18 protein-coding genes and 3 riboswitches are annotated in these 20,940 nt (G+C 56.1%); of the genes, 15 read left to right on the top strand and 3 right to left on the bottom strand.

The features are described 5' to 3' along the window. Positions 1-15: 15 nt before the first annotated feature. Positions 16-1,134 (bottom strand): S8 family peptidase, encoded by a 1,119-nt coding sequence (locus ACFO3S_RS12940; RefSeq protein WP_378096393.1) that lies wholly within the window; start codon positions 1,132-1,134, stop codon positions 16-18. Positions 1,135-1,300: 166 nt separating this feature from the next. On the opposite strand from ACFO3S_RS12940, the gene ald reads away from it, so the two are divergent. From ald to ACFO3S_RS12915, 5 genes are all read left to right on the top strand, one after another. Continuing rightward, the gene (ald, locus tag ACFO3S_RS12935; protein ID WP_378096390.1) at positions 1,301-2,425 is read left to right on the top strand and encodes an alanine dehydrogenase; all 1,125 of its coding nucleotides are present in this window, start codon (positions 1,301-1,303) and stop codon (positions 2,423-2,425) included. Positions 2,426-2,482: 57 nt separating this feature from the next. Beyond that, complete coding sequence (locus ACFO3S_RS12930; RefSeq protein ID WP_378096387.1) at positions 2,483-2,716, top strand: DUF4227 family protein; 234 nt, start codon at positions 2,483-2,485, stop codon at positions 2,714-2,716. Positions 2,717-2,803: 87 nt separating this feature from the next. Next, entirely contained in the window at positions 2,804-3,712 is a 909-nt protein-coding gene (locus ACFO3S_RS12925) for a tyrosine recombinase (protein WP_378096384.1), read from the top strand. A gap of 34 nt (positions 3,713-3,746) precedes the next feature. Then, entirely contained in the window at positions 3,747-4,922 is a 1,176-nt protein-coding gene (locus ACFO3S_RS12920) for a phosphopentomutase (RefSeq protein ID WP_378096381.1), read from the top strand. A 28-nt stretch (positions 4,923-4,950) separates the two neighbouring features. Next, on the top strand, positions 4,951-5,775 hold the full coding sequence (locus ACFO3S_RS12915; protein WP_378096378.1) for a purine-nucleoside phosphorylase: 825 nt from the start codon (positions 4,951-4,953) through the stop codon (positions 5,773-5,775). Positions 5,776-5,834: 59 nt separating this feature from the next. On the opposite strand, the gene ACFO3S_RS12910 is transcribed toward ACFO3S_RS12915, so the two are convergent. Further along, positions 5,835-6,239, bottom strand: a complete 405-nt coding sequence (locus ACFO3S_RS12910; RefSeq protein WP_378096375.1) for a hypothetical protein — start codon at positions 6,237-6,239, stop codon at positions 5,835-5,837. Between the two features lie 235 nt (positions 6,240-6,474). Here ACFO3S_RS12910 and ACFO3S_RS12905 point away from each other — a divergent pair, with 235 nt between their 5' ends. Together ACFO3S_RS12905 and ACFO3S_RS12900 are read left to right on the top strand one after the other, a co-directional pair. Beyond that, positions 6,475-10,977: a collagen binding domain-containing protein gene (locus ACFO3S_RS12905; RefSeq protein ID WP_378096372.1), complete on the top strand. Its 4,503-nt coding sequence runs from the start codon at positions 6,475-6,477 to the stop codon at positions 10,975-10,977. A gap of 129 nt (positions 10,978-11,106) precedes the next feature. Beyond that, positions 11,107-11,194, top strand: a riboswitch (cyclic di-GMP riboswitch). A gap of 34 nt (positions 11,195-11,228) precedes the next feature. Beyond that, positions 11,229-11,316: riboswitch (cyclic di-GMP riboswitch) on the top strand. Positions 11,317-11,328: 12 nt separating this feature from the next. Continuing rightward, the gene (locus tag ACFO3S_RS12900) at positions 11,329-12,144 is read left to right on the top strand and encodes a transglutaminase-like domain-containing protein (RefSeq protein ID WP_378096369.1); all 816 of its coding nucleotides are present in this window, start codon (positions 11,329-11,331) and stop codon (positions 12,142-12,144) included. A gap of 66 nt (positions 12,145-12,210) precedes the next feature. Here the strand turns inward: ACFO3S_RS12900 and ACFO3S_RS12895 are convergent, their stop codons facing one another. Beyond that, positions 12,211-12,867 (bottom strand): class D sortase, encoded by a 657-nt coding sequence (locus tag ACFO3S_RS12895; protein ID WP_378096366.1) that lies wholly within the window; start codon positions 12,865-12,867, stop codon positions 12,211-12,213. A gap of 290 nt (positions 12,868-13,157) precedes the next feature. Here ACFO3S_RS12895 and ACFO3S_RS12890 point away from each other — a divergent pair, with 290 nt between their 5' ends. The 8 genes from ACFO3S_RS12890 (at position 13,158) to lysA (ending at position 20,473) form a co-directional block, all read left to right on the top strand. Further along, positions 13,158-14,324, top strand: a complete 1,167-nt coding sequence (locus ACFO3S_RS12890) for a D-alanyl-D-alanine carboxypeptidase family protein (protein WP_378096738.1) — start codon at positions 13,158-13,160, stop codon at positions 14,322-14,324. A gap of 162 nt (positions 14,325-14,486) precedes the next feature. Then, positions 14,487-14,840: an anti-sigma F factor antagonist gene (gene spoIIAA, locus ACFO3S_RS12885; RefSeq protein ID WP_378096363.1), complete on the top strand. Its 354-nt coding sequence runs from the start codon at positions 14,487-14,489 to the stop codon at positions 14,838-14,840. Further along, positions 14,837-15,283 (top strand): anti-sigma F factor, encoded by a 447-nt coding sequence (gene spoIIAB, locus ACFO3S_RS12880; protein WP_378096361.1) that lies wholly within the window; start codon positions 14,837-14,839, stop codon positions 15,281-15,283. The genes spoIIAA and spoIIAB overlap by 4 nt, the downstream gene beginning before the upstream one ends. A 24-nt stretch (positions 15,284-15,307) precedes the next feature. Beyond that, on the top strand, positions 15,308-16,066 hold the full coding sequence (gene sigF, locus ACFO3S_RS12875) for an RNA polymerase sporulation sigma factor SigF (protein WP_378096358.1): 759 nt from the start codon (positions 15,308-15,310) through the stop codon (positions 16,064-16,066). A gap of 137 nt (positions 16,067-16,203) precedes the next feature. Then, a complete protein-coding gene (locus ACFO3S_RS12870; protein ID WP_378096355.1) occupies positions 16,204-16,854 on the top strand; it encodes a stage V sporulation protein AA in 651 nt (216 codons plus the stop codon). Beyond that, positions 16,847-17,272: a stage V sporulation protein AB gene (locus ACFO3S_RS12865; RefSeq protein ID WP_378096352.1), complete on the top strand. Its 426-nt coding sequence runs from the start codon at positions 16,847-16,849 to the stop codon at positions 17,270-17,272. The genes ACFO3S_RS12870 and ACFO3S_RS12865 overlap by 8 nt, the downstream gene beginning before the upstream one ends. Before the next feature lie 14 nt (positions 17,273-17,286). After that, a complete protein-coding gene (locus ACFO3S_RS12860; protein WP_378096349.1) occupies positions 17,287-18,948 on the top strand; it encodes a spore germination protein in 1,662 nt (553 codons plus the stop codon). A gap of 193 nt (positions 18,949-19,141) precedes the next feature. Beyond that, complete coding sequence (gene lysA, locus ACFO3S_RS12855; RefSeq protein ID WP_378096346.1) at positions 19,142-20,473, top strand: diaminopimelate decarboxylase; 1,332 nt, start codon at positions 19,142-19,144, stop codon at positions 20,471-20,473. Between the two features lie 134 nt (positions 20,474-20,607). Continuing rightward, positions 20,608-20,806: riboswitch (FMN riboswitch) on the top strand. Positions 20,807-20,940 lie beyond the last annotated feature (134 nt).

The following is a 20,940-nucleotide window of genomic DNA, read 5'->3' as shown; positions in this document are numbered from 1 at the left end:
TGGAAAATAAGTCGATCAGCGAGTTGCCGGCTCGATTTGCAGCAGCCCGTGTCCGACCGCCCGTTTGCCTCCGGGAATCCGCAGAGTTGCCGCTTTTAATCTGCGGGCGACCTCCGCCGCGCTCAGGCTCGGGCGAACGCTTCTGAGCAGTGCGGCACCTCCGGTCACGTGAGGAGCCGACATCGACGTTCCGGACTCCCTGCGATAGGTTCCGTTGAGCCAGGTGGACAGGATACTGACTCCCGGCGCGGCGATATCGATGCCCGCTCCCCGACTGGAGAAGCTGGCCGCGCGGTTTCCCCGCGTCGTTGCCGCCACCGCGATCGCCTCCGGGTAGCGCGCTGGCGCATCGATCCGGGGGAGGGAGGAACCGCTGTTGCCGGCGGATGCGACGATGACCGCGCCTCTGCGCTTTGCTCGCCGTATCGCGTTTCTGAGCAGGGCGCTATCTCCGGCCAGGCCGAAGCTCATGTTCATAATCCGGATGTCTCGCGCCAGACACCATTCGATGCCTTCCACAATGTCGGAGATGTAGCCGGAGCCGTTCTCGTCCAGCACCTTAACGGCGTACAGTTCGACTTTGGGAGCGACGCCGGCGATTTTTCTTCGTCCGGTCGCGGCGGCAATGCCGGCGACGTGCGTGCCGTGACCGTTGTCGTCGGCGAACGATTTGCCCGTGATCGTATTCACGCCGCCCGCGATGGAGAGGTCGGGGTGACGGGCAATGCCGGTATCGAGAATGGCAACCTTAACCGAGGAGCCGAAGCCGGCGACCGGCCAGGCGGGCGGGGCCTTCACTCGATTGACATTCCAGGGGATGCGACTTTTGGCGATGGCCGCAGCGTAGGGCAGGCGAGGAAGGGCCAGGCCGTGGGCTTTAACTTTGCGATCCCGTTCGACAAGCGCGATGCGCGGATGACTGCTCAGCCGTTTCCAATCGGCTCCTTGATCGCACCGGCAGCAGATCATGCGCATCGAATCGACTTTCTTCAGCGGCCGGATGCCTGCCGCAGAAAGCTGCTTGACGCAGTCGCGATAGTCCTGCGCCCGGCGGAATACGATGTTTCTTCGCTCCGTGCGGGAAGTCGGCTTGCGCTTCAATGCCAGGCCGAGCTGCTTTGCCAATGGATTCATAGGATCCCCTCCTGGGTGGATCGTAACCGTGCTTGAGACCGTATTCTGTAGTAGGGTATGGAAGTTTCCCGTACGAGGTGCATGGAGGCGGAGCCGCACATATTTTCGTTCGACGGGGAGACTGTAAGGGAAGGAAAGGCGAGATTGACGCAGGGAGGAACATCGTATGATTGTCGGGCTGCCCAAGGAGATTAAGAAGCAGGAATATCGCGTGGCGCTTACGCCCGCCGGCTGCGAGATGCTGGTCAGACAGGGCCACGAGGTCGTCGCGCAGCAAGGCGCCGGAGAAGGGAGCGGCTTCGCCGACGACGAGTATGCGGCCGCAGGCGCTCGGCTGGCCGCAAGCGCGGCGGAAGTATGGGCGGCCGCCGAGCTGATCGTCAAGGTCAAGGAACCGCTGCCGGAGGAGTTCGCGTATTTCCGGGAAGACCAAATTCTGTTCGCCTATTTGCATCTGGCCGCCGCTCCGGAGCTGGCCCGGGCGCTGGCGGACCGGCGCGTGACCGCGATTGCGTACGAGACGATACAGGCTCCCAACGGAAGCCTCCCGCTGCTGACGCCGATGAGCGAGGTCGCCGGCCGGATGTCGGTTCAGGAGGGCGCCAAATACTTGGAGGCGTTCCAGGGCGGAAGAGGCGTTCTGCTTGGCGGCGTCCCGGGCGTGCCTCCGGCGGAGGTCATCATTATCGGCGGAGGGATCGTCGGGACGAATGCGGCGAAGATGGCGCTCGGTCTCGGAGCCGAGGTCGTCGTGCTGGAGAAGAGCGCGGATCGGATGCGCTATTTGGACGACGTTTTTCAGGGACGATTGCGCACGCTTACGAGCAACCCTTACAATATCGCCAATGCGGTTCGCCGGGCCGATCTTCTGATCGGAGCCGTGCTCGTCCCCGGCGCGCGGGCTCCCCGGCTCGTGACCGAGGAGATGGTGAAGACGATGAAGAAGGGCGCGGTCATCGTCGACGTGGCCGTCGATCAAGGCGGATCGATCGCCACGATCGACCGGGCGACGACGCATGAGGCTCCGATCTACGAGAAGTTCGGCGTCATTCACTATGCGGTCGCCAATATGCCCGGAGCCGTGCCTCGCACGTCGACGCTCGCGCTGACGAACGTGACGATCGATTACGTGATGCAGCTGGCGTTCAGCGGATTCGAGAATACGGTGAAAAACAATTTGACGCTTGCGCCGGGCGTCAACGCCTATCGCGGCGCGATCACTCATCCCCAGGTGGCCGAGGCCGTAGGCCTGCCTTATACGAGCTTGGAAAGCTTGTGGCCGCAGGCATGAACGGCGCCTCTTCTTCATACCGTGGAGTATGGGCGGGACAAGAAGGGGAGATGAGCGATGAAGGATCCGTTAAACAGATGGTGGGAGCGGCTGCAGGTGACGCTCCTTTTTCTCGCGCTCACGATCGTCGCGCACGGCTTCTTCGGATGGTTCCATGCTTGGCTCCGTCCGGAGGACCCGTACAGAGTGCCGGAAGGAAGAGCGTTTAAAGTGTTCAAAACGGGAGAGGGGAACGACCCGAACGTCTCGCCGGGAGACCGTCTGCGCTTGTTTTATTGGATGGGGGAGTAGCGTTCGGGAGGAAATGGGCCGCTTCGCGTTGAAGTAAATGGAGTCCGGCAACTGCGGACGAGGCAGGGCAAGGGAAAGGAATTCATCATGGAATTGAGGAACCGGTTAAGCGAATATCTCGTAGATCTGAAGGAGCGGAGGCGGGTCTCCAGCGGGACGGAGCGGAGCTACCTTGCCGATCTGACCGATTTTCTGAGTTTTCTGGAACGGCACGGCGTGGACAGCGCGGAAGCGTTGAAAGCCCGGCATCTGACCGCATACATCAACGCGATGCGGGCGCAGGGCCGATCGTCCTCGACGATCGCCCGGCGGATCGTGGCGCTTCGTTCGTTCTGCAAGTATCTCGTCCTTCAGCGAGCTGTGGAGACGGACCCGACCCTTCATCTGGAAGCGCCCAGAGCGGAGAAGAAGCCGCCCAAGACGATTCGAGCGGGAGAGATGGACAAGCTGCTGGAGCTTCCCGACGTCGGCCAGCCGACCGGGATCCGCGACAGAGCGATGCTGGAGCTGCTGTATGCCACCGGCTTGAGGGTGTCGGAATTGGCGGCGCTGGATGTCGATCACGTTAGACTGGACATGGGATTTTTGCTATGCTTAGGAACGGGCGGCAGGGAAAGAATGGTGCCGGTGGGCGCCGGAGGAAACCGATGGGTTTCCAAATACGTACAAGAAGTGAGACCGATCCTGCTCCGCAAGAGTCATCCGGATGGCGCCTTGTTTCTGAATCAGCATGGAGCGCGCCTTACCCGACAGGGAATTTGGAAGGTGCTAAAAAAATACGCCGGCCAACTGGGAATGGATGCGACGCCGCATACGTTTCGGCATTCGTTTGCTTCCCATTTGCTGGAGAACGGCGCCGATCTGAGAGCGGTCCAGGAGATGCTGGGGGTTGCCAGCGCGGCTTCGCTGCAGCCTTATTTGACTTCTGTGAAGCCGAGAATTACCGATGTGTACGAACGCAATCACCCCCGCGCCGGGGCGAAGCCCGGCACCTAAAGAGACATCGCTTTCGAAGAGAGGGATTGACAAGATGAGATATGAACGGATTTCGGTGGTTGTGCTGGACAGCGTGGGCATTGGAGAGCTGCCGGACGCCAAGCAATACGGAGACGAGGGGGCGCATACGCTCGGTCATGTTGTAGAGAAGACGCCGGGGCTGGCGCTGCCCCATCTGCGCAAGCTGGGTCTGGCCAATATTGCGCCGCTGGGGGACTGGCAGCCTGAATCCGCGCCGAACGGCTACTTCGGCAAAATGGCGGAAGTGTCGGTAGGCAAGGATACGATGACCGGACATTGGGAGTTGGCGGGACTGCGCATCGATAAGCCCTTCCGGACGTTTCCCGACGGATTTCCGGCGGCTCTGATCCAGCAATTCGAAGACGAGACGGGTAGGCCGGTCATCGGCAACAAGCCGGCTTCCGGCACGGAAATTCTCGATGAACTGGGCCCGGAGCAGATGAGAAGCGGCGCCTGGATCGTCTATACCTCCGCGGACAGCGTATTCCAATTGGCTGCGCATGAGGACGTCATTCCGTTGGAGGAGCTGTACAACGCTTGCCGGGTCGCCCGCAGACTGACGACGAAGGACGAGTTCTCGGTCGGAAGAGTGATCGCCAGACCGTACGTGGGTAAGCCGGGCGCGTTCCAGCGGACGCCGAACCGACACGACTACGCCGTGAAGCCGCCTCATCCGACGGTGCTGAACGCATTGAAGGACGGAGGGGTCGAGGTCGTATCCGTCGGAAAAATCAATGACATATTCAGCGGCGAGGGCATTACGAGAGCAGAATCGACAAAGAGCAACGCGCACGGCATTGAAGTAACGATCAAGGAGCTAAGCCGGAACTTCCGCGGCCTTCTCTTTACCAATCTGGTCGACTTCGATTCCCTCTACGGCCATCGGCGCGATCCGGAAGGCTACGGGAGAGCGCTGGAGGAGTTCGATCGCGCGCTTCCCGAGCTGATGGGCGCCATGAAGGAAACCGACCTGCTGCTGATAACGGCCGATCACGGCAATGACCCCGTTCACGCCGGAACCGACCATACGCGCGAATATGTGCCGCTGCTGGCTTGGAGCCCGAGTCATACGGGGAGCGGCCTGCTGGCGGACCGGGCGACCTTCGCCGACGTCGCAGCTACGGTTGCAGACAATTTCGGGATCGAATTCAAGACGCACGGCACAAGCTTTCTCGAATTGCTGAAATAATCGAAGGAACAGAGGAGAGATTCATCTCATGCAGGCCATTACGAAAACGATGATCGAAGAGGCCGCGTCGTTTATCCGCAGGACGACCGACGTGCGCCCAGAGATCGGCTTGATTCTCGGCTCCGGCTTGGGCGTTCTTGGCGAAGAGCTGGAGGATGCGGTAACGATTCCGTACGAGGATATTCCCCATTTTCCGGTCTCGACGGTGGAGGGCCACGCCGGGGAACTGCTGATCGGCCAACTGCAGGGGCGCAATGTTATGCTGATGCGCGGCAGATTTCATATGTACGAAGGCTACGAGCCGGAGCGTACGGCGCTGCCCGTGCGGGTCATGAAGGCGCTCGGAGTGGACAAGCTGCTCGTCACGAATGCGGCTGGAGGCATCAATCTGGACTTCGCGGCGGGGAATCTGATGCTCATCTCCGACCATATCAATCTGACGGGCAGAAATCCGCTGATCGGTCCGAACGACAACGCGCTCGGCGTCCGGTTCCCCGATATGTCCGAAGCGTACAGCAGAAGACTTCGCGGCATCGCGAAGGAAACCGCCAAAGAGCTCGGCTTCGAGCTTAAAGAGGGAGTATACGTCGGCCTGCTCGGGCCGAACTACGAAACGCCGGCCGAAATCCGCATGCTGCGGACGCTTGGCGCCGATGCGGTGGGCATGTCCACCGTATCCGAGGTCATTGTCGCCCGGCACTCGGGAATCGAGGTTCTCGGCATTTCGTGCATCAGCAACGCGGCGGCGGGCATTCTGGATCAGCCGCTCTCCCACGAAGAGGTGGTGGAGACGACGGAGCGGGTGAAGGAGCAGTTTTTATCGCTCGTACTGTCGGTTCTTCCGAAAATGTAAACACGGCAAACGAAAAAGGAGCTCGCCTTCGGGTGCGGCTCCTTCGTTATGTGAAGGGATTATTTGAGAATATGCCTCTTGAGTACGTGGATATCGTGATCGTGCTGGGTCGACTTGTCTATGAGATAGAGGATGGAGTCGTTGAAGCGGGTCTGCTCGGTTCCTACTCTCTCCAAACGCTCGTCCACTCTAATTAATACTTGTTTTATCCCATCGATCTCCTGCTTAACCTCGCCAATTTCCTGCTTAACTTCACCAATTTCCTGCTTAACATCACCAATTTCCTGCTTAACATCACCAATTTCCTGCTTAACACCGCCAACTTCCTGCTTAACTCCGCCAATTTCCTGTTTCATCCCGTTCAATTCTTGCCGCATGTCATGTTGTTCGCTTAAAACCTTCCCCACCATGCCGATTAGCTGCCCCATCATATCCTCCAGCCTGGCCAGACGCTCTTCGGACATTGGCAGCCCCCTCTCGCGATTGATTTACTAAATGTTAGCAAACATGTGTTCGGATGTCAAGATTCGAGAACTTTTTCAGAAGTTGTTCAGGCGACCTTGCTAATATTCAGCTATGTGCTTTTTTGCATGCGGGAAACCCGGGTTAACAGAATCGACATGAACAGCAGAGGTCCGAATGCAGCTGCAACACTCCATTTGAGAAAGGAAGGATTTTGTGAGAGTCAGCAGGGTCAGAGTGAGCAAGAACAGAGCTCGACAAGCCAAGCAGAAGCTGGCAATATTCGTCGCGCTCGCCTTGGTGCTTCAGTTGGCGACGCAGTTGTTTGTGGCGCCATCGTCGCATGCGGCCGAGGGAACGCTTAGCAGCAAAATGGTCATTCAGAAGGTTTCGCTTTACGATGCGAAGCCTGATTTCTCAAGCGGTGTAATTCAGTACGTTGGGAACAGTTTGGCTATTCCGAACAGACCTGATCTGGACAACTTCGCTGCAGTCATCTATGAATGGAATCTGCCAGCCGGGACTTACAGCGAAAATGAAACCTATATATTCGATCTCCCTCCGCAGCTTGATGCTGCAATGATATCGCCTAAGACGGGTACGCTAAGCGGCGATTTCGGAACTTATCAGGTCGATTCGAATGGCAAGGTAACGTTAACTTTTAATGAGGAAATCGTTGACCTTACGCAAGATACTACGGTTTACTTCGCTGCTTGGACAATGTTCAAGGCGAGCGAGTTCGAAGATGGTTTGAAGCAGAATATCGACTTCAGTTCGGTTGGTCACGCGCCTATCGGGGTTCACTTCGCAAGCGAAATTCCGGACAAAATTACAAAGACGGGTAAGGACAACAAGAATGGTCGCAACTCGGACAAGATCGAATGGGTAGTAGAATTCAATCAGGCGGAAAATGAAATCTTGAACGCCAAGCTCGAAGATACGCTTCCGGCTGGTGTGACTTTGGACGCCGACAGCGTGCTCGTGTGTGAACTGGAGCAGAACCTTTCCAACAAGAATTTTGAAGAAGAAACATGTGCTCCGATTGACCCGAATAAGATTGCTTCGACAGCAGAGGGGTTCGATTTGGATCTCGGTACCGTCATCAAGGCGACCAGAATAATGTACACTACGACAGTCACTCCGGTAACTGATGGTCAGTTTAAAGGCGAGTACACAAACCACGTGGAGTTGACTGGTGACTCCTCTTCCTTGCCGCAACAGACCCAGAGCAATAAAGTTACGGTTCAATTCAACAAGCCTTTGGAAAAGGAAGCTGTCAGCTACAATGATTCGACGCAGACGATCAAATGGAAAATCAAGTACAACTACAACCAGCAAACGATAGCGGCTGGATCCGGAATACTTGACGATGTATTTGATACGAGTAAATATGAATTGGTTGCCGGCTCACTTAATGTCAGCCAAGTTACACTTAACTCGTCAGGCTTGTATCAAAGCAGTGTTCCGTACGCTTCTGGCAATTATAAGTTCGACGATACTCAGCCCAACGGATTCAAGCTTACGTTTAAGAATGCAATCAGCGATGCTTTCGACATTGAATACGAGACAAAACTGAAAGATGCTCTTCGGATTTACGAGGGTGCAACGGTAACAAACAGTGTATACTCCGGTGGTCAAAATGCTTCTGCCACACAGAATGTTCGCCAGGTTATTTTAGAAAAGAGCGTGGTAAAAGCAGATTTCGACAAGAAAGAAATTACGTGGAAGCTTGTTGTTAACCGTGACAAGAAAACGATGACGAATCTCATCATCAAGGATAATTACGCTGAGCGCAACATGACTTTGTTGGATTCTGACCCTTCGAAAATTGTTGTAACTGGACTGAATGCAGGAGATTATACAATTATTCCTGATCCTGATTATGATAAGGGTTTCCAAATTACCGTGCCGGGACAGATCAATGAAGAAATTTCATTCACGTATACGACAAAGTTTGAACCGACGAAGCCTTTACACTCCGACGGAAAATATAAAAACGTGGCTAGGTTGGATTGGGATGAAAACGTAAGAAAACCTGATCTTATGGTTGAAGATGCTGAAGTCATTCCTCAAAGCTACACGTTAGAGAACGGTCATAAGAGGGGCGATTATAACGCCAAAGAAAAAGAAATTACATGGACGATTTATCTGAACTACAATTTGCACACAATCAACAAAGCAGTTGTTACAGATAATTATTCAGCAAATCAAACTTTTGTTCCTGGCTCGTTGGAAGTAAAACATCTGACGTTGAAACCTGGTAACAATGTGATTGAGGAAGGAGCAACTGTTCCGGTTGAGGAGAAAGACCCCGATTTTGTGCTGAATGGGTCAGGCTTTACGCTGAAACTGGGCCCTATTAATTCTGCTTATCAGATTAAGTACAAAACAAAGTTGGGAGAGTCTTCTCCTATCGAAGGCACATATTCAAATGATGCTAAGCTATTCGATGAGGATACACCGGGCACTAATCTATTTGGTAAGAAAGCCTTTGTAACACCAGCGCACGAAGGGGAATACGTCAGCAAAACAGGCAAGCAGGTTGGTACCTCCGATGTTGCCGAATGGACAGTGGTCATCAATCCGAGCCAATCTTATATTGGAGCCAATTCGACGTTAACGGATACCTTGGTAGGAGATCAGATACTACTTGCGAACTCGTTTGAGTTGTACAAGACGAAGATCGAAGCGAATAATGACGGTGATATAAGTGGAATAGAAGGAACTAAGTTGGATCTAGAAGATAAGGCATTGTATGATCTTGTTGTTACAGACAACACATATTCTCTAACATTTAGGGAACCGCTGACGACCGCCTACACTTTGCGTTACAAGTCATATATTACAGCGGACAATGGCCAAGAAATCGGCAATAAAGCCGAATTTGAAGGACAGTCTTCGTCTGCGGTTACGGACAGCGAGATTAAGAAAATCGTTGTTTCCCTAGGAGGAGCGATCGCCGGAGCTTCCACTGGAAAGCAGAAGCTTAAAATTGTCAAGTCGGACGATGAAGGTAACCCGCTTGCCGATGCTCAATTCGAGCTGTGGAACTCCGCTAAAACGGTGCTTCTGGAGACGCTGGTAACGGGTTCGGACGGAACCGCCGAAACGGTTAAAGATTATCGATACAATGATACCAATGGATTGCCATATCTAATTGTAGAGACTGCAGCGCCGAACGGGCATGTTCGGGATTCGCAATTCGCAACCGGTAAAATCGTTAACTTTAAGGGAAATGCTGTTCCGATCGAAATTGAAAACAAGAAAATTCGTCAGGGCTTCCAGCTAATCAAGGTCGATTCCGCGAATACCTCGATTAAATTGGAAGGCGCCGAGTTTAAACTGCTTGATTCGAATGGCAATCAGGTTGGAGATCTGTTGACGACGGATGGCAATGGACAAATTGCTGCGAGGGATTTGGCCCCAGGCACCTACAAGCTGGAGGAAGTGAAGGCTCCGTTGTTCTATTCGTTGGATCCGACGCCGATCCAGTTGGACATTGCGGCCAATCAGACTGAGATTGTCGAACTCGAAGCAAAGAATTCGAAAGGCACGGGCGGCGAGCTTGTGGTCATTAAGGTAAATGCTAAGACGGAAGAAAAATTGAAAGATATTAAGTTTCAACTGAAAGATGCCAATGGCACTGTTGTGGGTGAAGATCGAACGGACGTCAATGGCGTAATTAGGTTTACAGGCTTGGATTATGGAAACTATACGTTGGAGGAAATGGAAGCTGAAGGTTTCGTAATCGAACAAGCCGAGACCGCGATTGTGATTACACAGCCAACGACGATAATCACGATAGAGAACAAGGCGAACGATCGTTCCGTCCGATTGACGAAGTACAATGCGAGCAAAACTCTGGTTCTCGGCGGAGCCGTCTTCGAACTGCAAGAACAGACGACGGCAATGGATCTGGAAGGTAACCCGATCTTCAAGCCAGTTTCCGGCATCGACGCATCCAAGCTGACGACTGATTCGAACGGTCAACTTTTCCTTGAAGATTTGCCGGCGAACAAGTATCGGCTGATCGAGGTGAAAGCTCCTAACGACTATCGTCTGAACGCGGATCCGGTCGAATTCGAGATTACGACGAATCAGACGTCGACGGTTCTGGTAGAAAAAACAAACGAGAGAATTCCGAGCTCGGGCGGCGGAGGTTGGACGCCTCCTCCGGAGACGCCGAAGCCAACGGAGGAGCCTGAGCCTACGGAATCTCCAGAACCTACGGAGTCTCCGAAGCCTACTGAATCTCCAGAGCCTTCCGAAACGCCGGGACCGACGGATCCGACAGATCCGACAGATCCGGAGGAACCGAAGCAGCCGGAAACGAAGATTGAAGAGAAAACGACGAACGACAAGCCGGTGGAAGGAAAAACGGAAGTTCCGGAAGGCGGCAAGGTGAGAGTCGGCGAAGAGCCGGAGCACGGTACGGTCCGCATTACGCCGGACGGCAAATGGGAATACACGCCTGACAAAGACTACAAAGGCAAAGATTCCTTCACCATCGTCATTACCGATTCGGATGGCAACGAACAAGAAATTCTCGTCGAGATCGACGTGGAAGACGTTCCACGCGGCGGGGTATCTGACGAGGAACAAGCTCCGGGCAGCACCAAGACTTTGCCGAAAACCGGCGAGAACAGTTCGCTGCCGCTTCAGCTGGCCGGTGTGGCGCTTATCGCTGCAGGAGCGTTCCTCATGAATCGCAATCGTATTTTCCGTATGAAGAAAAACTAGAGAGATAGAGAAATAGAGAGAAAAAATCAAAGTCGAATTAGAGAAAATAGCGAAAAACCTGCCGATTGACTGGCAGGTTTTTCCTTGCAAATTCGACGAAAATTCGCTATAATTTAATTACAAAAGCAAGCTCGATAACGGCAAACCTGTCGAAAGACAGCGACGCAAAGCTAGAGGGTCTTCCCTTCCGCAGGAAGGATGACAGCCAGCTACCGAAGGACTCGGCTTTTTTTGTTTTATTCGGACAAGCTTCACGATAATGGCAAACCTGTCGAAAGGCAGTGGCGCAAAGCTAGAGGGTCTTCCCTTCCGCAAGAAGGATGACAGCCAGCTACCGAAAGGAGTTTATCCATGTTCAGATATGCTCGACTGCTCTTGTCGGCGCTTGTTCTCTTCGCCGCAATTCCGGCTGTCGCCTATGGAAGCGCGGGAGCGAACAAGGCGACTCTGGACACGTCCCAATTGGACAAGGGGACGATCGGCATTCGGTTGGCGTACAAGCCTTCCGTGAACACGAAAGCGAAAATATCGAAGGGAAGCGCAAGCTATATCTATACGCTGACCCCAGAGGCGAAAGGACAGACGACTTGGCTGCCGCTGCAGATGGGGAACGGGCAATACGAGGTTGCCGTGCTGGAGAACGTATCCGGTACGAAGTACCGCGTCCTTTCCTCGGAGAAGATCGACGTCGCCGTTGCGAGAACGACCGATGTTTATCTGAATTCCACTCAAAATATCGGTTGGAAGGACGCGGAGGAGGCGCTTGCCAAAGCGAAGGAATTGACTCGCAACGCAACCACCGACGAAGAGAAGGCCAAAGCGGTCTACGAATATATCGTTCAAAATGTGAGCTACGATAAGGAACTGGCGCGCAAGGTCACTGCGGACTACTTGCCGGATATAGACGAGACGCTGGCATCGGGACAAGCGATCTGTTACGGGTATGCGACTTTGTACGCGGCAATGCTGCGCAGCGCGGGCATCCCGACCAAGCTGGCGATGGGAACTTCGACGCATGTGGCGGAATACCATGCATGGAACGAAGTCTATCTGAACGGCAAGTGGGTCGTCGTGGACACGACAGTGGACGCAGGCCTTGGCAAAAACAAGAAAAACGCAGCGTTCGCCAAAAAGGGAAGCGACTATACGGCAATCAAATATTATTAGATTTTCAGAAGAAACAGGCCGGAATCGTCATCGATTCCGGCCTGTTTTGCATTGTTGCGGGCGTTCTCAAGCATCCTCTTCGATAAGCTCGGCGTGGACGATGAGCCGATGCGTAGGATTAACGAGCGGGTCGCACGTAATCAAGGTCAGAATCGCTTTGTTTCCGTCCGCGTTCAGTACGGAGAGATCGGTCGGAACGACGACTTTGATGTCCGTCACGCGGTAGGCGATGCTCCTGTCCCTCAGCCGAATATCGATTCGATCTCCGATCTCCATCTCGTCAAGCCGGTTAAACATTCGCCCCTTCGTTCTTGCGCGGTGGGCGGCGACCGCCGCATTGCCGACCTCGCCGAGCGGGGCCGTCTCCGTCATATGAGCGGCGCCGACTTTCATATTTTTCTGCGTCGCTCCCGCCAGAATCGGCAGCTTCAGATCGATTTTGTCAATCTGAATGATGGCGATCGTCTTGTCGTCCATAGGCACCGATTCTTCATCGGGCGCATTGGACTCGACGGGTCCTTCGATTCCTCGATCGAGCACTTCGGAAAGCTGAACGAATTCCTGCTGCAAGGCGTATGAGCGCGTCGGATCGACGGTAGACAACGACCTTTCCATTTCGCTTAGCAGCCGCTTCTGCTCCCGGTCATCGACATATTCGCGGACGAAGGGGAAGGCGACCAGAATAAGCCCGGCGGCGATCAAAGCGTAGGCTATTTTTTTCATTCACGTCCTCCTGGCGTTGCAAGTGCTTTATCGTTAAGCTTGCGCGTTCTAACAGGGAGATGCCCCCGACTATAAAATCATAAATGATCCGGCTGAACAAAAACTGTACAGCGTATCCGAATCAGTTAACTCTCGGCGGAGAACGGGCTGACCGGATGGAATATATTTCTTCCCCGAAGGACAGACTAAGGGGAAGAAATCATAGGCCGACAAACGGCCTTCAGGAGGGGGAGCCACTTTTGGCTTGTAAAGAGACACGAACACCGTCCAACAAACGGCCTTACGCCTGGCTGCTTGCCGGGCTCTTGACGGCTGCCTTGATCGCGCCGCCCGCGGCTGCGGCCAAGGAGCCGTCGGTCCAGCCGCCGGCCACGGATCTGGCCGCCAGCGCCAAATCCGCGATTCTGATGGATGCGGACAGCGGCACGGTCATCTACGAGAAAAACAGCACGTTAGCTCTGCCCCCTGCCAGCATCACGAAGATTATGACGATGCTGCTCGTTATGGAAGCGATCGACGAAGGAAGGCTGAAGCTGACGGACAAGGTGACGACGAGCGAGTACGCCGCCTCGATGGGCGGATCGCAAATCTTCCTGGAGCCCGGAGAAGAGATGACCGTGGAGGAGATGCTGAAGGGGGTCGCTCTCGCTTCCGGCAACGACGCCTCCGTGGCGCTCGCCGAGAAGCTGGGCGGGAGCGAGCAGCAGTTCGTGGCGATGATGAACGAGAAGGCCGCCGAGCTCGGAATGAAAAATACGAAGTTCGTCAACTGCAACGGTCTGCCGGCAGAGGGCCATGTTTCTTCGGCGCGGGATATCGCGTTAATGTCGCGGGAACTGCTCAAATACGACGCCATTACGAAATATACGGGGTTGTACCAGGATTACTTGCGCAAAGGCAGTCCTAAACCGTTCTGGCTTGTGAACACGAACAAGCTTGTCCGTTTCTACAGCGGGGCGGACGGGCTGAAGACGGGGTATACGAGCGAGGCGAAGTTCTGTCTGTCCGCGACGGCCAGGCGCGACAATCTGCGTCTGATCGCCGTCGTGATGGGCGAGCCGAACACGAAGACGCGCAATGCGGAAGTGTCGCATCTGTTCGACTATGCGTTCGCCCAGTACACGAACGTTCCGATCTACAAAAAAGGCGATCCGATCGGCACGCTGTCGGTGGAGAAAGGCAAGATCGCGAAAGTTCCGCTGACGGCGAAGCATTCGTACAGCGTTCTGCTGAAGAAGGGCGACGCCGGGCAGGGCATACGGCACGAGCTTGTGCTCGAGCCGAACGTGAAGGCGCCGGTCGAGATCGGACAGCGGGTCGGCAGGCTGGTCGTCTACCGGGGCGGCGACGTAGTAACCGAGTTTCCGGTGGAATCGCCGGTTGCGGTCGAGCGCGCGGGCTGGTGGGCGCTGCTGCGAAGAACGACAGGACATCTGTTCTTCTCGGATTCGGATTGAACCCGGAGGAAGGCGGCACGACGTAGAGAGCGTCGCCGCCTCTTTCGCGCGCTCTGTCGAATCGGGAGGGCTGGCTTCTAGTTTTGTCGTCGGGCAGGAATGGGAGAGCGCTTCGTAGAATTGGTGACGAGGCAAGCAGGTTATGGGGAAGGGGAAATGAACATGAGCTTACAGGTCGAGCTGGAGCAGCAGCGCAACATCTTGATCGTTCGCTTGAGAGGGGAACTGGATCATCACACCGCGGATGTCGTCCGCTTCAAGATGGAGGATGCCATCCTTCGCGGACGGTGCGATCACGTCGTTCTTAGCCTGAAGAATCTGCAATTTATGGACAGCTCGGGACTCGGCGTCATTCTCGGTCGCTACAAGCTGATCAAGAGCCGCGGAGGCAAGATGGTCGTGTGCGACATTCAGCCGAGCGTCAACCGGTTGTTCGAGCTGTCGGGGCTGTTCAAAATTTTAACGTTCTACGATACGGAGCGTTCGGCGGTCGCCGGTCTGGAGGTCGTCTCATGAGCGGGCATAACCATATGAAGCTTTCGTTCGCCAGCCGTTCCGAGAACGAGTCGTTCGCCAGAGTCGCCGTCGCCGCTTTCGTCTCCCAGCTCGATCCGACGCTCGAGCAGCTGGACGAGATTAAGACGGTCGTATCGGAGGCGGTCACCAATGCGATTATTCACGGCTACGAAGGAAGAACGGACGGCATCGTCACGGTAGAGGCGGAGATCGACGGAGACACGGTCTCGCTGTCGGTCGCCGACGAGGGCAAGGGCATCGAGGATCTGGATCTGGCCAGACAGCCGCTCTACACGTCCCGTCCCGAGCTTGAGCGTTCGGGCATGGGCTTTACGATCATGGAAAACTTTATGGACGAATTCGATGTCGTCAGCTCGGAAGCGGGCGGCACGTCTCTCCGGATGAAAAAGCGGATCGAGTCGAAAAAGGCGTTGTTTAACTAAAACCGTGCGGCAGGGGTTGGAGGCATGGAAGCGGAATGGAAACGATCGTCCCCGCCGGCATACTTGGATGACAGCGAGGTTAAGCGCCTCATTGCGCTGAGTCAATCCGGAGATACGACCGCGCGGGATACGCTCGTCAATAGCAATATTCGTTTGGTGTGGTCCGTCGTTCAGCGGTTCGCCAATCGCGGCTACGACAGCGACGACCTGTTTCAGATCGGCTGCATCGGGCTTCTGAAATCGGTGGACAAGTTCGATCTGTCCTACGACGTGAAATTCTCGACCTATGCCGTCCCGATGATTATCGGGGAAATTCAGAGATTTCTAAGGGACGACGGGACGCTTAAGGTAAGCCGATCGTTGAAGGAAATGGCCAATCGCGTCCGCAAGGTGAAGGACGAGCTGTCGAAGAGATACGGACGGGCTCCGACGATCGGGGAAGTGGCCGAGGAGCTTGGCGTAACGCCGGAGGAAATCGTATTCGCCCAGGAAGCGAACAAGCCGCCGACGTCCATTCACGAGACAGTGTTCGAGAACGACGGAGATCCGATTACGCTGATGGACCAGATCGCCGACGAGTCCCAGGAGCGCTGGTTCGACAAGCTGGCGTTGACGGAGGCGATTCAGGGGCTGAGCGAACGGGAGAGGCTGATCATCTACTTGCGGTACTTTCGCGATCAGACTCAGTCCGAAGTGGCCGGAAGGCTGGGCATCTCTCAAGTTCAAGTGAGTCGGCTGGAGAAAAAAATATTGCAGAACATTAAAGATCAGATCGCCCAATAGGCCCCCTATAGAGCCGATCGATCGAGAAGAGGCGCGCGCCGGCATCCGTCGCGCGCCTCTTCTTTTTTCCGGAAATGCGGTTAAGCGGAGCTTTTCCATTCCATACTAAGCGAAATGCCGACCGGGAGGGGGTTGCGATGGGTCGTTCCGAAGAGGAGTCCAGTGTCGTCTATGTCCGCATGCGCAGAAGAGCCGTCGTTCGTCCGGGGGCCGTCGTCCGGCTGGGCGACGTCGCAAGGCTCGTGGCGGAGCCGGCGCAGCAGAGCCGACTGGAGAAGCTTCCTCTGCACAAGGTGAGCTCCGGAGACGGCAATCTGCTGCTGATCGACATGCTTCAGGTCGTCCAGGCGATACGGAAAGCGGAGCCGGGCATGGTCATCGAGACGTTCGGGGAGCCTCACGTGCTGCTGGAGATTTCGCCGGGAGGGAGCGTCAAGCCGCGCAGAGTCGTGCTGACGCTCGCTTGGCTGCTGCTGTTCTTCGGATCGGGGATGGCGATGATGAACTTCCATGCCGACGTGAACATGCCGGCCGTACAGCGCAGAGTGACCGAATTGATTACCGGGAAGGAGGGCGCCCATCCCTGGCTGTTCCAGATTCCCTATTCGATCGGAGTCGGAATGGGCATGCTGCTGTTCTTTAACCGGCTCCTGCGCAAGCGGCTGAACGACGAGCCCAATCCGCTGGAGGTGGAGATGTTCATGTATCAGGAAAACGTAAACCACTATGTCATTACCGAGGAGTATCGCAAAAAGCACGAGGAGAGGGCGGGAAACGAAGGTGGCTGACGGCCTCCGGAGCTTGCTGCTCGGCGCCGTAAGCCTGGCTGGAGGCTTCACCGTCGGGAGCGCCTTCGTCGCGCTGCTGATCGTGCTGGACCTGATCCCCAGGCTGGTGCAGCTGACAAGGGCATACCGCCGTTCCGCCGTATTCGAATCCGCCATCCTGATCGGTTCGCTGTACTGGATCTGCGCGGACCTGTTCGACTGGACCTTCCGTCTGTCAGCCCGATTCCTGCTCGTCCCGGCAGCCTTTCAGGGCCTGTTCGTCGGCATGTTCGCGGCCGCGCTGACGGAGGTGCTGAACGTGATTCCCATCGTCGCCAAGAGACTTAAGCTTAAACCCTACTTACTTCCGCTGCTGATGGCCATTGTGCTGGGCAAGGTGACGGGTTCCCTCGTCGACTGGCTATGGCTTCAGCCGTAAGGAGCGTGAACGTGATGGAAACGACCGAACACGGCAGCATGGAGTTGGAGCCTGCAAGCCGGCCCAGAGATTTGTCGGAACATCTGGACGAAGAGAGAGAAAGCGGGGAGCGCCGCGCGCGAGACCGCTCGGATGGAGGCGGGAGGAGGCCGGAGGGACGTTCGAAGGAGAGGAAGGAGCTGATCAAGCCGTCCGCTTCGGAGACGGCCCGCAAGTCGCAGCAGGACATTCCCGACGATCTGGAGCGGTGGAAGGAGCTGCTGACCGCCGCGATCGGGCTGGATAAGAGCTTCGAGGTTCAAGTGCGGGAGATGACGTTCGGCGGCCGGAAGGCGGCAATGCTGTTTCTCAGCGTGTTCGCCAAGGACGCTTCGTTAACCGAAATCATTAAAAGACTGACCTATCTGGACCCTGACAGTCTGATCGACTCCGACGCTTTGCAGTCTTTTCTGGAATGCTACGTCCCTGCGGTGCAGATTAAGAAGACGACTTCGTTTCCGCAGATGATCGACGAGGTGCTGATCGGCAATACCGCTTTGTACGTCGACGGGCAGCCCGCCGCTCTGATGATCGATGCGAAATCTTTTCCGGCGAGAAACCCGGAGCAGCCGTCGCTGGAAAAGGTGGTGAGAGGAAGCCAGGACGGCTTTACCGAGACGCTGCTGACGAACGTTGCGCTCGTCCGGCGCCGGCTGCGCGATCCGAACCTGCGCTTCGAGATAATGAAGGTCGGCCGCCGTACGCAGACCGATGTCTGCGTCGGGTACATCGACGACATCGCGAACGCGGAGCTGGTAGAGTCGATTCGGGACAAAATCCGGGCGATCGATATCGACGGCCTTCCGCTGGCCGACAAGCAGCTGGAGGAAATGACGGTGAGCAACGGCTGGAGTCCGTTTCCCACCGTTAGATATACGGAGCGCCCCGACGTCGTCGCGGCGCAGCTGCTGGACGGCAGCGTCACCATTCTCGTCGACACGTCTCCGAGCGCCATTTTGCTGCCGACGACCTATTTTGACCTGGTCCAGCACGCCGAGGAGAACCGCCAAAATCCGTTTATGGGCTCCTATATGAGATGGGTAAGGTATGTAGGCATTCTCGCTTCCCTCGTTCTGATGCCGCTGTGGTTTCTGTACAACGAGAACCCCGCCCTGCGTCCCGCCTGGCTCTGGTTTGTCGGAACCGACCAGTCGGGAGACATTCCGCTTATTCTGCAGTTTGTCGTCGCCGAGATCGGCGTCGACCTGCTCCGGCTCGCGGCCGTGCATACGCCGGCGCCGCTCGTGACGGCCATGACGCTGCTGTCGGCCATTCTGATCGGAGAAATCGCGGTCAAGACCGGGCTGTTCATTAACGAAGTGATCCTGTACATGTCCGTGTCGGCGATCGGCATGTTCGCGACGCCGAGCTACGAGCTGGGACTGGCGAACCGGGTCGTCCGACTGGGCTTGCTGATCGCCGTCTTCTTCTTCCAGGAGATCGGATTCGTCGTGCTGTCGACGGCCGTCCTGCTGTTCCTGACGTTTAAGAGGTCGTTCAATTCTCCGTACCTGTGGCCGTTCCTGCCCTTTAACGCCGCCGCGTTCCGCAGCATTCTGTTCCGAATGCCGCTCTCCGCGAACAAGAAGCGGCTGTCGATCTTCCGGACGAAGAAAAACCGCAAGCAGCCGGTCTGACGATCGCGCCGACCGAAGGGAAGGGAACGCCGCCTCCCGTTTTGCCTCCGATCTTGAAGGTTAATGCAAATGTTGTGGCAAATCCTCCATATCCCCTTGCCCCGTTTTCCGTTATACTGTTTGTTAAAGTGCAAACAACCGGGGGAGTCGAATGAGCGCGAGCCCGGAATATTCGCCAAAGGGGAAAATGGTTATGTTCTTGCATGGTACGAGCACCATAAATAGCAAAGGTCATCTTGAGATCGGAGGCTGCGACGTTACGGATTTGGCGAAGCAGTTCGGCACTCCGCTTTATATCGTGGACGAGGAGCTGGTACGCCGGCGCGCCCGCGAATTTATGGAGGCGTTCCGCTCGACAGGGCTTCGCCACCAGGTCGCTTACGCCTCCAAGGCGTTTTGCGTGATGGCGATGTGCCGCGTGGCGGAGGAAGAGGGCATGAGTCTGGACGTCGTCTCCGACGGCGAGCTGTACACGGCGCTGCAGGCGGGCTTCCCGGCCGAGCGCATTCATTTCCACGGCAACAACAAGACGCCCGAAGAAATTCTGATGGCGCTGGAGGCGAACATCGGCTGCTTCGTCGTCGACAATTTTAACGAGCTTCATCTGCTGAACGCCTTGGCCGGAGAGCAGGGCAAGCGCGTGAACGTGCTGCTGCGCATTACGCCGGGAGTCGAGGCCCATACGCACGACTATATTTCGACGGGTCAGCAGGATTCCAAATTCGGCTTCGACCTGGGCAACGGCACGGCGTTCCGGGCGATCGAAACGGCGATCTCCTTGCCGAATCTTCAAGTTCTCGGCGTTCACTCCCATATCGGATCGCAGATTTTCGAGGTCGAAGGCTTCCGGATGGCGGTCGAGAAAGTGTCGGCCTTCGCGGTCGAGATCCGCGACAGGCTGAACCATACGTTCACGGTTCTGAACCTCGGCGGAGGCTTCGGCATCCGCTATGTCGAGGGAGACCAGCCGCTGCCGCTCGGCACCTACGTGCAGGCGATCGCCGACGCGGTCCGCACGACCTGCGAGAAGGCGAGCTTCCCGCTTCCGGAAGTCTGGATCGAGCCCGGCCGCAGCATCGTCGGTGACGCAGGTACGACGCTCTACACGGTCGGGACAAGCAAAGACATTCCCGGCGTGCGCAAATATATCGCAGTGGACGGCGGCATGACCGACAACCCGCGGCCGGCTCTGTACGAATCCAAGTACGAGGCGATTCTCGCCAACCGCGCGAACGACACGGCAGAGGAAGTCGTCTCCGTCGCCGGCAAGTGCTGCGAGAGCGGCGACATGCTGATCTGGGATTTGAATCTGCCTGCGGTCCGGTCCGGCGATCTGCTTGCCGTGTTCTGCACCGGAGCCTATAACTACGCCATGGCGAGCAACTACAATCGCATTCGCCGGCCGGCGGTCGTCTTCGTTAAGGACGGTCAGGCGGATCTGGTCGTAGCCCGCGAGTCGTACGAGAATATCGTCGGCAACGACGTCATTCCTCGTCGCCTGCAGAAGCCGGCCGTCGCCAAGTAAGCCTCGCGCTTCCGCACCGCGTTCCGAATCCGGGGCGCGGTGTCTGCGTGAATAAAAGGATAATCCTTGCTTTTTTTCGGATCTAGTGGTACTATTCCAATCAACGTTGGTGGATCCACCGCCAACTCAAGTTGCTTATCCTTCGGGGCGGGGCGCAATTCCCCACCGACGGTGATCGGCAGCGTCTCGGCCATCGATCGCATCGAAGCCGATTGCGCCGCCGTCAGTCCGTGACCCGTCATCGCTTCTACCGGTCGAACCGGCGGCAGCTTTGCGGTGGACCCGGTGAAATTCCGGGACCGACAGTAACAGTCTGGATGGGAGAAGGAAGCACAGCGGCCGAGCCGTGTCCATGGAAAGCGTCGCAACTGCGGGATGACGGACATTCCGGCGTTTGCCGGGCTTAGTTGTTCTTTTTTTCACAAAACAGTGAGAAAATCTGCGCCTGCGACGGGCTGTTTCAGTAT

Origin of the sequence: Cohnella hongkongensis (assembly GCF_042654645.1) — a bacterium.
GTDB lineage: Bacteria > Bacillota > Bacilli > Paenibacillales > Paenibacillaceae > Cohnella > Cohnella hongkongensis.
The sequence above is the reverse complement of the archived record's forward strand: the minus strand, read 5'-3'. Positions and strand labels throughout refer to the sequence as shown.